Below are 12,898 nucleotides of genomic sequence, written 5' to 3' on the forward strand. Positions count from 1 at the left end.
TTAGCGCAGTTTCGGGTTCAGCGCATCGCGCAGCCAGTCACCCAGCAGGTTAACCGACAGAACCAACAGGATCAGGGCGATCCCCGGGAAGATCGTGATCCACCATTCCCCGGAGAAAAGATAATCGTTACCGATACGGATCAACGTGCCCAGCGACGGTGTGGTCGGCGGAACGCCGACCCCGAGGAAGCTGAGCGTTGCCTCGGTAATGATTGCAATCGCCAGATGAATGGTGCCGATCACCAGAACCGGCCCGGTAACGTTCGGCAGGATATGACGAACCAGAATGGTTGCCGGGCGAATCCCGATCACGCGAGCCGCCTGCACGTATTCCTTGCCCTTTTCCACCATAGTGGAGCCACGCACCGTACGCGCATATTGCACCCAGCCAGAAATGCCGATTGCAAAGACCAGAACGTAGATCGCGACCTCGTCATGCATCTCACGCGGCAAAATCCCCCTCGCGACACCATCGACCAGCAAAGCGATCAAAATGGCCGGGAAGGAAAGCTGCACGTCGGCAATACGCATGATCAGGACGTCAGTGCGACCACCGACATAGCCACTGATAAGGCCAAGCGCCACACCCAACACGACGGAGAAAGCCACAGAGGCGAACCCGACGATCAGGGAAATCCGGGCACCATAAAGAATGGTCGACAGGATATCGCGGCCCTGGTCGTCCGTTCCCAGCAGGAAGCGGGCATCGCCTTCGAATTCGTCCCAGAAGGGCGGCAGGCTGGCATCCATGATGTCGATGCTGGCCAGATCGAAGGGGTTATGCGGCGCTACCCAGGGGGCGAATGTGGCCGCGAAAATAATAACCAGCGTCACCACTGCGGACAGGATAACGATGGGCGAATGGGAAAAGCTGTACCACAGGTCGCTGTCAAAAGCGCGTCGCAGTGTCTCACCCATTCCGGTACGATTGTTATTTGCCATTGTTTCCCCTCCGTTCAACCGTTGGCCGTCGCCTTGTCGGCGCGAAGGCGCGGGTCGACGAGGAAATACAGAATGTCCACGGTGAGGTTGATCACCACGAAGAACAACGCAATCATGACCAGATAGGCCGCCATCACGGGGATATCGACCTCACTGATCGCCTGAATGAACAACAGGCCCATGCCCGGCCACTGGAATACACTTTCGGTGATAATCGCAAAGGCGATAATCGACCCCAGTTGCAGACCGGTAATGGTGATCACCGGCACCATGGTGTTTTTCAACGCATGGCGGAAATGGATGGACCGGGTCGGCAGGCCACGCGCCTTGGCGAACTTGATAAAGTCCGTCCGCAGCACTTCCAGCATCTCGGCCCGTACAAGGCGCATGATCAACGTCATCTGGAACAGCGCCAGCGTGAAGGCCGGCATGATCAGGGCCTTCCAGCCGGATACGGTCAGGAAGCCGGTGGTCCACCAGCCGAGGCTTACCACCTCCCCGCGTCCGAATGTGGGCAGCACCTGCCAGACCACACCAAAGAGCAGGATCAGCAGGATACCGATCAGGAAGGTCGGCAACGACACCCCGACCAGGGACAACGTCATGAATAATTTGGATAGGGCGCTGTTTCTGTTCAACGCGGTATAAACCCCCATGGGGATACCGATTGCCAGTGCCAGAAAGGCGGACACAAACGACAATTCCAGGGTCGCCGGCATCCGTTCCGCGATCAGGTCGCTGACCGGTTGCTTCTGGCGATAGGAAAGACCGAAGTCACCCGTCGCAGCCTTGGCGATGAACCGGCCGAACTGAACCACAAAGGGGTCGTTCAATCCGAGGTTCTCACGCAATTGCTCGCGTTCCGCAAGTGTCGTGTCCTGACCGACCATATTGTTGATCGGGTCACCGACATAGTTGAACAGACTGAAAGCGATCAATGCCACGGTCAGCATGACCATAATGCTTTGCAACAGCCGCTTGAATATGAAGGAAATCATGACTGGGCCCCCACAGACCGTCCGATACAAAAAACAAACGAATAAACTCTTGGTAGAATTTATTCTGGAAAAGAAAACGGCCCGGGTGCTCTGGTGAGCCCCGGGCCGCAGCTTATTTCCAGTTACGGCATTACCACGTTGCGAATGTCGAGGACATTGTCTGCACGCTGGGCAACACTGACGCCGTCACGCACGCCCCAGGAGAGCGGCTGCTGATGGATCGGCAGGTAGCCGACTTCATCCTTGACGATCTTGAAGCCTTCATCGAACAGCGCCTGACGCTTGGCCGGGTCGGTTTCCGTACCGATCTGTGCGGTCAGCTCGTCAACACGCTTGTTGCAGAAGTTACCCAGGTTGAACAGGCCCAACTGGTTTTCGCGATCCTGGCAGTGCATCAGGTTCTGATAAGCGTTATGCGCATCGATGGAGCTCGGCGTCCAACCCAGCAGGTAGAAGCTGGTGTCGAAATCGTTGGTTGCCAGAACCTTGGCGAAATACTTGGATTTCGGCTGTGCGTTCACATTAATCTTCACACCGACCTTGGCCAGCATGCTGGCGACCGCCTGACAGATTTTCTCGTCGTTCACATAGCGGTTGTTCGGGCAGTCCATGCTAACTTCAAAGCCGTTCGGATAACCGGCTTCCTGCAGCAGGGCGATGGATTTTTTCGGGTTATATTCATAAGGCTTGTTCAGCGCCTTGTTGAAGCCATTGATCTGCGGTGCAACCAACAGGCCCGCCGGGGTTGCCGCCCCACGCATGATCTTTTTCTTGATCGCGCTCAGGTTAATTGCATGAGCAAAGGCTTCACGAACGCGCTTGTCCTTGAACGGGTTCTTGCCTTTGACATTGGAATAAAGCAGCTCATCGCGGCTCTGGTCCATGCCGAGGAAGATAGTGCGGGCTTCCGGACCGGTCAGCGGCTTGACGCCGTCAGCTTCGTCCAGGCGTTTCCAGTCCTGGACCGGCACCGGGTAGATCAGGTCCATTTCACCGGAGATCAATGCCGCAACACGGGTTGCCGCCTGTTTGATCGGGGTGAATTCAACGTCGGTGACGTTGGACTTGATGTCTGCCCAGTAACCGTCGAAACGGGTCAGCGTGGTTTTCACGTCCGGCTGACGTTCAACAACCTTGAACGGGCCCGTACCGTTTGCATGCAGACCGGCATAGTTGTTTTCCGTGCCGCCGCTAGCATTCACAGACGTGGTCGTGTTGTGTGCTTCCGACCATTCCTTGTCCATGATGTAGAGCGTGGTCATCTCCTGCATCAGGATCGGCATCGGGTCTGCGGTCCAGGCTTCGATAGTGAAATCGTCGACCTTCGTCATCTTCTTGATGGCGCCGGCCCGGACTTTCATGTCAGAGCCTTCGCTCAAGGCGCGCTGCCAGGAGAAGATCACGTCGTCGGCCGTCAGGTCTCCGCCGTCATGGAATTTCACACCCTTGCGGATATGGAAAATCCATTTGTTGGGCTCCGGATTTTCCCAGGATTCCGCCAGGGCCGGAATCAGCCCCAGGTTTTCATCATAGGCCGTCAGACCTTCATAAATGTTCCCCCAGAAACCCAGCGAGAAGGTTTCGTTCAGGCTGTGCGGGTCCAACGACTGGACGTCACCCTGGAAGGAATATTTAAACGTTTCTGCCTGTGCCGGCATAACAGCCGCCGCAACGCCAAGCGCCACTGCCGCCATCAACGATTTTTTCAGCATATTCATTACTAAACTGCCCCCTGTTCAAAGGTTCATATGCGCTTATTGCGCCAGATGGTCGATCAATTTGCGTAGGAACGCTTCCCCTTCCTCGACCTGGGAAATCTTGATGAATTCGTCAGGCTGATGCGCCTGGTCGATGGAGCCCGGCCCGCAGACCACGGTCGAGAAGCCGACTTCCTGGAACTGACCTGCTTCCGTACCATAGGGCACGACGCTGATCGAGTTCTGACCGCTCAGCAACCGGCATAATTCTTCCGCTGCGCCGCTTTCTTCCGGCTTCAACCCGGGTGCAGCCGATGTGGCAACGGTGGTGATGCTGCACTCCGGCGCGATCGCCTGCATTTCCGGCAGCAATTCTGCGCAATAGGCCTCGAATTTCGCCAGAACGTCTTTCGGATTGTCCCAGGGCAGATTGCGCACGTCCCAGACGAATGTGCATTCGCGCGAGATGATATTCATCGCCGTGCCACCGTTCACCACGCCCACGTGGACTGTCGTGTAAGGCGGTTCGAAACCGTTCGCCGGATCGGCGGAAGCCTTGAATTCATCCATGATGCCGCGCAGGAACTCGATGAGTTTCGCCGCTGTCATAACAGCACTGACGCCGCGGTGAACCTGGCTGGAATGCGCCTCATGGCCGATAACCGTGGTCTGGAACCCGTTCACCCCTTTATGGGCGTTGACGATTTCCATATTGGTCGGCTCACCGACGACAACCGCGCGCGGCTTCGGCAGATGGTCCGCCATTTCACGGATCATGCGCGGCGCGCCGACACAGCCCACTTCCTCGTCATAGGACAAGGCGAAGTGGATCGGCTTTTTAAGACCCTTCTTCAGCATTTCAGGGACAAGCGACAGGCCAATGGCGGAAAACGCCTTCATGTCGGCGGTGCCGCGGCCATAAAGTTTGCCGTCTTTTTCCACGACGGTGAAAGGGTCCGTGCTCCAGGGCTGGCCATCAACCGGCACAACGTCCGTATGGCCGCTCAGGACCACGCCGCCTTCGACTTTCGGACCGACGGTCGCATAAAGGTTGGCCTTGGACTTGTCGTCGTTAAAGACAAGTGTGCTTTCCACACCGTACTCGGCCAGATAGTCCCGCACATAGTGAATCAATTCCAGATTGGAATGGCGGGACACCGTGTCGAACGACACCAGTTTCCCAATCATGTCTATAGCGTTAGCGACCACGCTCTACTCCCCAAACAAGAAAATTCCCGGCGACGTCGGCGCCGCTTCTTTCATGAAGGAATGATTACAGTAAGGTCACACCATAATGTCAAATTGCATTTTTTGGCCTAATCATACATAAATACTATACTATTCCAAATTTCGACTTTCGCATGAACCCTTAGGAAACATATGAGACTTCGCCAAGTTGAGGCCTTCCGCGCCACCATGACCACGGGCACGATTACCGGTGCGGCAAACATCATGTCGATTACACAACCATCGGTAAGTCGCCTTATTTCCGACCTGGAAGCCAATCTGGGCTTTCGCCTGTTCGAACGCCGCCGTGGACGTTTGCACCCGACGGCAGAGGCCCTTCGATTCTATCAGGAAGTCGAGCGCGCCTTCACCGGCCTGGACCAGCTAGAGCATGTGGCGGAGCGTATTCGCCAGGAGCAAACCGGCCATCTGTCGGTTCATTCGGCGCCTGCGCTGTCCACCTCGTTGATCCCGCGCGCTCTGAAACGGTTCCACGAAAGCTATCCCGATGCGAAAGTGACCCTGGAAGTCCGCGCGCCCTTTGCCATTTTCGACCGGTTGCAGGCACATGCCACGGATGTGGCAATCACCAACCGCGCGGCAGAACTGCCCGGTGTGGTCCAGGACCCGCTGGTTGATGCCGCTTTCGTCTGCGCCATACCGGAAGGACACCGGCTCGCCAAGAAGGATGTAATCGGCCCGCAGGACCTCAATGGTGAGACAGTCATCGGCCTCACACCGGAAGGCCCCCTGAACTGGAACCTGATATTCAACACACTGAACGATGCCGGGATCGACTATAAAAGCTGGGTTTCGACGCAACGCGCCTACACCACCTATGCCCTGGTGGCTGAAGGCCTGGGGATTGGTATTTTCGAGCCATTCTCGGCCCGAAACTGGCTGAAGGAAGGGGTTGTGATCCGGCCATTCCGCCCCAAGATCACCTTTTCTTTCGCCATCTGCTTTCCCGCCAACAAGATGCGGTCCGCCATGGCGAGGGATTTCGCACAAATGGTACAAGAGCAGTTGCAGGAGAACCCTCTGCCCTTTCAGGACTGATCGGTTTTTCCGGTCAACCGGCTGCAATCAGCACGGCGACCAGCAACAGCGGCACACCGATCACAACCGTCAGGCCGACAACCCAAAGTATCAGATGGTCGCCCGGGCTGGCTTTCCGTTCCACAATTGCCTCATAGGTTCCGCCCCAGAACAGGATCAGCCCCGCCAGACTGGCGAGCCATCCATACAAACCCACCTGCGTCCAGCCCGGCGTGTAGGTTGCGACCAGGATCAAAAGCAGGCCACAGGCCGCGATTACACTCCCCAACCAACGCATATGGTTCAGGTTTGCCGTAGACAGATACCAATGTTTGACCTTCGTGATTTTTTCCATGACGGGCACCTCTTTGCAGGCAATAACCCAATCATTCCGAAACAGTCAGCCACTCTTCCCGGAGTGATGCCCCTCTCTGATTAACATAGGCCCACAGGGGCGGGTGACCAGCCAGAGCAGTCAATCACATTCAGGGTCTCAGTCCGCGGCTGCATCCCGTGTATCTGTATCCAGGCCCAGGAAACCACCGGACTGGCGCTGCCAGAGCGAGGCGTAGAGACCGTTCTGCTGCAGCAATTCGTCATGGCTGCCGGTCTCAATCACCCGGCCCTTGTCAATCACGACCAGACGGTCGAGCATCGCAATGGTCGACAGGCGATGGGCAATGGCAATCACCGTCTTGTCTTCCATCAGCTTGGCAAGCTGGTCCTGGATTGCGTTTTCCACATCGGAATCCAGTGCCGAAGTTGCCTCATCCAGAACCAGAATCGGTGCGTCTTTCAGCAGGACACGCGCAATCGCGATACGCTGTCGCTGGCCACCGGACAGCTTGACACCGCGTTCGCCGACATGCGCGTCATAGCCGGTGCGTCCCTTGATATCACTCAGGTCCGGGATAAAATCATCCGCCTGCGCCCATTGGGCGGCTTGCAGGATCTCGTTATCCTCCGCCTCCGGCCGGCCATAGCCGATATTGTCCCGGATCGACCGATGCAGCAGGGATGTATCCTGTGTCACCATACCGATATAACGGCGCAGCGATGCCTGGCTGACATCGGCAATATCCTGCCCATCGATCAGAATCCGCCCGGATTCCAGATCGTGAAAACGCAACAGCAGGTTAACCAGCGTGGACTTGCCTGCGCCGGAACGTCCAACAACGCCGATCTTCTCCCCCGGTCGGATCGTCAACGAGAAATCCTCGATTACACCAGCCTCGCGGCCATAGTGGAACCGGACATGGTCAAATTGAATCCCGCCCTGGTCAACGGTCAACTCCCCTGCACCCGGTTTGTCCATCACCGTCACCGGCTTGGCGATCGTGTTGATGCCGTCCTGAACCGTCCCGATATTTTCAAACAGGTTCGCCAACTGCCAGAGAACATAGTTGGACATCCCCTTCACGCGCAGGGCCAGTGCAGCCGCGACCGCGATAGAGCCGAGCGAAATACTCGCCTGCATCCAGGAATAGACACTCACCACCACAATCGCGATCAACAACAGAGCATTGCAGCAATGCAGACTGACCGTCAGCCCTGTGATCCTGCGCATCTGACGGCGCATTGTCTCGATAAAGCTTTCCAGAACATCGCGGGCGTGGGCCTCTTCACGCACAGTATGCGCAAACAGCTTGATCGTCTGGATGTTTGTATAGCTGTCAACAACATGACCGGTCAGCATCGCACGGGCCGCAGCGTTTTCCTTGGACAGGGCGCGCAGCTTTGGCAGGAAATAGATAAGGATCACGACGTAGAGGCTGAACCAGATCAAGAACGGCGCAATCAGCCAGACGTCCATCCGGCCGACGAGGATCACACCGCCAAAAAAGAAAACCGATACATAGACAAAAACCTCCGCCAGCTTCATGACCGTTTCACGGGTCGCCCTGGCGGTCTGCAGCACCTTCTGGGAGATACGCCCCGCGAACTCATCCTGAAAGAAGGCCATGCTCTGCCCCAGGATATAGCGGTGCATCAAATGCAGCATCATACCCGGATAGTTTCCGAACAGAACCTGGTTTGCCATAAGGCTGTTCAACAGGACCACCGCAGGCAGGAATGCCGCCAGCAGCAGCATACCCCCCAGCTTCCAGCCATAGTCAGCCAGAAAGGTCTCCCGGTCCGCACTGCCCAGCCAGTCCACCAGATGCCCCACATACCCCAGCAACAAAAGGTCGATCATGGAGATCACCGCCGTCAGCACCGCCATGACCAGAACCCAGGGCAGCGCCGGACGCGAATAATGCATCACAAAGGCGAACAGGCCGCTGGGCGGCGTCGAAAGTCCCTTATCCGGGAACGGATTTATCAGGTTTTCAAAAAAGCGGAACATGACCAGGGTTCATTTCACAGGAAAGTGGAGAGCAGACGCGGGAAAGAATACAACCATAAGAGGTTTGTATTTTACCCTAGCAACCTGCCATCAGAAACATGGGCTTGTCGAACAGATTTTACCCCGACACGCCATTTTGTGAAAAGGCATCATGTACCAAATGTGCAGCCTGCTCCATTTCCGCCCGGTCAACCTGACCAACCAGGGCATAGCCAAGCTTCCTGTCGACCCAGTAGAATGCTGTCAACCCATCCCGCTCTACCAGACGGAACGCCGTATCCTGATTGTTTGCATCCGATGTCAGATACAATGTAACCCGACGGCCGACCCCATCTTCATACATAAGCTGGCAAGAAGGTAACGTATCACCGGGAAGCAAACGCCCCCCCAACAGCTTGAACCCCAGAGCGGTCAGATCAGGCGCCTTCATCGGGCGCTGCATTCTCTTGCTGAGCCATGCAAGTAAATGGCTCTGCTCATTCGCGCCCACTTCCACCGGATGACGAACCTCAACCGCATAGGTCCGGTGGGCCGCCAGCGCAGGCTGCGTCCAGGCCACTTGCCGCGCAGCCCCTTTATCCTCGATATTCTGCCAATAGCCCCCTGTAACTGCCCCTACCACAAAGATCAGCACCGCAGCGGCCACCTGCAAGGCCTTTCCCGCCCAGACGGACCGAAGGGCTCTGCGGTCGTCCAGCACAGCAGACAAGGCGGCCGGAACGGGTTCCTCCGCAACAGGTGCATAGGCCTTTTGCAGGGCGTCGGCCTGTATCCGATAGTTATGCCACCGTTCGGCCTCCTTCGGGTGCTCCCGCAACCAGGCTTCCACATTGCGGCATTTGTCATCTTCCAGACAACCGTCCACCCAGGCCTGCAAGTCCTCTTCGCGAACAGGTGCATTATGTTTGTTCATTTCACCCTCCGCACACGTCTTTCATCCGGGTTTTCGACAACCTTGTGCAAGGCCTCCCGCGCCCGGGACAGCCGTGACATGACCGTGCCTTTGGGAACATCAAGAATTTTCGCCGCCTCTTCGTAACTGCAGCCTTCCAGAACAATCAGCGACAGAACCATGCGATGCGCATCACCCAGCTTTTCAAACGCGATGGCCACGTCATTCAGGGCCAGCCGGGAAAGCTGATTGTCCGGAGACGGACTTTCCGGCAGCATCTCGACACCGCGTTCATAGCGCCGATAGCCCCGCTTCATTTCGTTGATAAAACTGTTTTGCAAAATAGTGAAAACCCAGGCCTTCAAACTGCCTCCGGGCCGGAGGCGGAACAAATGCCGCCGGGACCACGCACGCTCCAGGCAGACCTGTACCAGTTCATCTGCCAATTCGCTGTCACGCGCCAAAACCAGCGCATAGCGGCGAAGATTGGGTATCAGCGCCAGCAAATCGTCGCTAAAACCCATATATCTGCATCCCATGCATATGCATCACGTCCATTGGATTTGCATCGCCCGTGGGAGGAGAAGAGCATCTCTCCCCCACAAGCGCACCTGCCTTCAAGGTTTGGCAACAGACCAAACATCCTTGAAACCGTGGCCGGTAACATCACCGGGCTTCTTGTCCTTTATCCAACCATACAACGGCATGCCCTTATAGGCCCACTGCTTTCCGCCATCACGCCGATTGACGAGACTGAAACCATCGGACGCCATCGCACCATATCCGGCCATAAGCGGCGGCCAGGCCTTGGCGCATTTGTCATAGCAGTTCGACTTGCCATCTTCATCGTTCTTGAACGTATAGAGGGTCATGCCATGCTTGTCCGCCCAGACGGTTCCCAAGCTGGTTTCGGATCGCATGACAGGCGCATCACCGGCCAATGCCGACAGGCTGCTTCCCGTGGCAAGCATCGCACCAAGGGCACAAATCGTTACAAACCTTTTCATGATAGTCTCCCCGTATTGGTATCCAACAAGGAGCCCTCAAAGCGGCTCCTGTTAGATAAACAGTTGAGGCAGGGAAAAATTCCAAAAAAAATGGGCCATTCGACCTCGGACTATTTCGCTTGCCAAATGAAATTTTGACGCCTAATAGAAATTCAGGCGGTGTTCCAAGAACCGCCCCATTGACATCTGAACAACCGAATTATGCTTGGCTTTGTGGAGGTTCGTCCCTTGGGTCGTCTGACTGACGGCGTTGGCGACAACGCTTTGCTGTCCCCTGCCTTTGATAACACCGCGGGTTATCCGCTGTGGGTGTGGCGCGATGCCATTTTTTCAAAAGAGGAATGCCAGCGTATCACAGAGCTGGCCGACAATCTTGCCATGGAACGGGGGAAGTTGGTCGGCGGTGAAAAGCACAGCAACATCCGTCGCTGTGACCTATTCTGGATCGACGAAGAGGACCAGGGCGGATGGATTTTCGAGCGGATCATGAAAACCGTCGCCGAAGTTAACCGGGATGTTTTCGATTTCGTCCTGACGGATTTTGCGGAAAAAATTCAACTGACGCGCTATCCCGAGGGACAGGAAGGCTTTTATGACTGGCATGTGGACCGCGGCAGCCGCGGCACTGCCCAGCATCGCAAGCTGACCATGGTCGTGCAACTGTCAAACCCGGACGCCTACGAAGGCGGCAGCCTTATTCTGAACGGCGCAGGCGTTGAGGAAGCAGCCCCCGCCCCGCAAGGCGGGGCCGTCTTCTTCCCCGCCTATGTCCTGCATCGGGTCTCACCGGTCCTAAAAGGGTCGCGCTACAGTCTCGTTACCTGGGTGCATGGGCCAAACTTCCGATAGAAGGTCCGCCCAAAGGCGCCCTAGGACAGGACGCCTTCGATCTGATGGGCATGCAGTTTGGCATACAGCCCATCCAGCGAGACCAGTTCCTCGTGACGTCCCTCTTCGACCACCTGGCCGTTTTCCATGACGTAAATGATGTCCGCATCCATGATGGTCGACAAGCGGTGCGCAATCATCAGGACGGTCCGCCCCTGCATCAGGCGCTGCAGCGCTTTTTGGACCAGGGCCTCGGTCTCGGAATCGAGAGCCGACGTCGCCTCGTCCAAAAGCAGGATCGGCGCATCCTTGTATATCGCGCGTGCAATTGCCAAACGCTGACGCTGCCCGCCGGAAAGCTTGGTTCCCATTTCACCAAGTACGGTATTATAGCCATCTTCCAACTGTGCAATAAAGTCGTCGGCCTCCGCCGCCCTGGCCGCCGCAACAATACGGTCCATATCCGGTTCGTTGTCGCCATAGGCAATATTCGCTGCAACCGTATCGTTGAAAATTCCCGCTTCCTGGCTGACCAGGGCAATCTGGCTGCGCAGGGATTTGAAGGTCAGGTCCCGGATCGCCTGACCGTCAACAGAAATCACGCCGTCGGTCGCATCGTACAAACGCAGTAACAGATTGAATACCGTGGACTTGCCCGCCCCGGACGGGCCAACCAGCGCCACCTTCGCGCCTGCGGGCACATCCATGGTCACATGGCTCAATACCTGCTTATCCGCGCGATAGGCAAAGGACACGTCATCGAACCGGATTGCCCCCTTGTCCAGCACCAGTTCCCTGGCGTCAGGCGCCTCAAACACATTGGGTTTCACATCAATGGTTTCGAACACGCGTTGTGCGGATGCCAGGCCCTGCTGCAGGCTGGCATTCAGGTTGGCCAGGCTGCGGACAGGCTGGTAAGCCTTCATCATCGCGCCCAGAAAGGCCATGATTTCACCCGGCGTGGCGGTTCCGTCCGCGATCTGGAAACTGCCGATGGCAATCAGCACGCCGACCGCCAGCCCCGCCAGGGTTTCCATCATCGGATAATTCCGTGAGCGGACTTCGACGGCCTTTACGTTCAAGGACCGCAGCCATTCAAAAAGCCCTTCGGCCTTGTCCTGGGCATAGTCTTCCGCGCAATAGGATTTGACCAGACGAACGCCGCGAATCTTGTCATCCAGCAGAGCCGTCAAATCGCCGGTTCGCTCCTGCGTGGCGCGGCTGACCTTGCGCAGCTTGCGGCCGATCACCTGAACCGGCAGGACGGAAATCGGGAACAGCAAAAAGACCCCGAGCGTCAGTTGCCAGTTCATGTAGAACATGACACCGATCAGTGCGATCACCATAACCGCATCACGCGCCATGCCGGTGATCGACTTCACCACCGCCTCACGCACGTTATAGCTGTCACTGATGAAACGGGCGACCAGCTTACTGCTGCCATCCTGCATGACATGGGAGATATCCGCGTTTAGCACCCGGCGCATCATATCCGACTGAAGCTTGGAGATGACGCGCATACCCATATCGTTCATCGCAACGGTCTGCAGGTATTTCGCCACGCCCAGCGCCAGCGAAACCGCAACGAAAACACCGGCAACACCGTAAATATAGTTTACATCGCCCGCCAGAAGCGCCTTGTCGATGGCTGGCTGTACCAGATAGGCCTGACCACCCGTCAGCAGGGCAGATAGCAGCAAAAAGAGGATGCCGGTAAAAAGCAAGCGCCGGTAGTGGCTGATATATTCCCACATAAGACGGGAAATAAGATACTTGCTGGACAGATGAACATCCGCCTCCGTTTTTTTACTTTTGCGTCGGAACAGGCCCATTATGCCTCCGGTAAATCGACCGGTTACCCGGCGATGGGCAACTACGGTCAAGGACATATCACAGATGGCTGAATAGCCGATGCAGCTTGC

General features: G+C 56.6%; 12 protein-coding genes. 2 read left to right on the top strand and 10 right to left on the bottom strand.

The genetic code is table 11. From position 1 onward, the window contains the following. From IF205_RS17865 to argE, 4 genes are all read right to left on the bottom strand, one after another. Nucleotides 1-942 (bottom strand): ABC transporter permease, encoded by a 942-nt coding sequence (locus IF205_RS17865; RefSeq protein WP_259780707.1) that lies wholly within the window; start codon nt 940-942, stop codon nt 1-3. Nucleotides 943-956: 14 nt separating this feature from the next. Further along, a complete protein-coding gene (locus tag IF205_RS17870) occupies nt 957-1,940 on the bottom strand; it encodes an ABC transporter permease (RefSeq protein ID WP_259780708.1) in 984 nt (327 codons plus the stop codon). 122 nt (nt 1,941-2,062) lie between these two features. Continuing rightward, a complete protein-coding gene (locus IF205_RS17875) occupies nt 2,063-3,658 on the bottom strand; it encodes an ABC transporter substrate-binding protein (RefSeq protein WP_259780709.1) in 1,596 nt (531 codons plus the stop codon). 36 nt (nt 3,659-3,694) lie between these two features. Further along, nucleotides 3,695-4,846, bottom strand: a complete 1,152-nt coding sequence (gene argE / locus IF205_RS17880; protein ID WP_259780710.1) for an acetylornithine deacetylase — start codon at nt 4,844-4,846, stop codon at nt 3,695-3,697. Between the two features lie 171 nt (nt 4,847-5,017). Here argE and IF205_RS17885 point away from each other — a divergent pair, with 171 nt between their 5' ends. Beyond that, a complete protein-coding gene (locus IF205_RS17885) occupies nt 5,018-5,923 on the top strand; it encodes a LysR substrate-binding domain-containing protein (protein ID WP_259780711.1) in 906 nt (301 codons plus the stop codon). A gap of 13 nt (nt 5,924-5,936) precedes the next feature. On the opposite strand, the gene IF205_RS17890 is transcribed toward IF205_RS17885, so the two are convergent. The 5 genes from IF205_RS17890 to IF205_RS17910 all read right to left on the bottom strand — a co-directional run bounded on the left by IF205_RS17890 (nt 5,937) and on the right by IF205_RS17910 (nt 10,148). Then, on the bottom strand, nt 5,937-6,257 hold the full coding sequence (locus tag IF205_RS17890; RefSeq protein WP_259780712.1) for a hypothetical protein: 321 nt from the start codon (nt 6,255-6,257) through the stop codon (nt 5,937-5,939). 138 nt (nt 6,258-6,395) lie between these two features. Continuing rightward, a complete protein-coding gene (locus IF205_RS17895; protein WP_259780713.1) occupies nt 6,396-8,249 on the bottom strand; it encodes an ABC transporter ATP-binding protein in 1,854 nt (617 codons plus the stop codon). Between the two features lie 118 nt (nt 8,250-8,367). Beyond that, nucleotides 8,368-9,162, bottom strand: coding sequence for an anti-sigma factor family protein (locus tag IF205_RS17900; protein WP_259780714.1), 795 nt, complete (start codon nt 9,160-9,162; stop codon nt 8,368-8,370). Next, the gene (locus IF205_RS17905) at nt 9,159-9,665 is read right to left on the bottom strand and encodes a sigma-70 family RNA polymerase sigma factor (RefSeq protein WP_259780715.1); all 507 of its coding nucleotides are present in this window, start codon (nt 9,663-9,665) and stop codon (nt 9,159-9,161) included. Before IF205_RS17905 ends, IF205_RS17900 begins: the two co-directional genes overlap by 4 nt. Before the next feature lie 93 nt (nt 9,666-9,758). Next, entirely contained in the window at nt 9,759-10,148 is a 390-nt protein-coding gene (locus IF205_RS17910; RefSeq protein WP_259780716.1) for a COG4315 family predicted lipoprotein, read from the bottom strand. A 228-nt stretch (nt 10,149-10,376) separates the two neighbouring features. Between IF205_RS17910 and IF205_RS17915 the strand changes: the two genes are divergently transcribed. Beyond that, a complete protein-coding gene (locus IF205_RS17915) occupies nt 10,377-10,997 on the top strand; it encodes a prolyl hydroxylase family protein (protein WP_259780717.1) in 621 nt (206 codons plus the stop codon). A 20-nt stretch (nt 10,998-11,017) separates the two neighbouring features. Here the strand turns inward: IF205_RS17915 and IF205_RS17920 are convergent, their stop codons facing one another. Beyond that, nucleotides 11,018-12,808, bottom strand: coding sequence for an ABC transporter ATP-binding protein (locus tag IF205_RS17920; RefSeq protein ID WP_259780718.1), 1,791 nt, complete (start codon nt 12,806-12,808; stop codon nt 11,018-11,020). Nucleotides 12,809-12,898 lie beyond the last annotated feature (90 nt).

It is taken from the genome of Aestuariispira ectoiniformans (assembly GCF_025136295.1).
GTDB lineage: Bacteria > Pseudomonadota > Alphaproteobacteria > UBA8366 > Aestuariispiraceae > Aestuariispira_A > Aestuariispira_A ectoiniformans.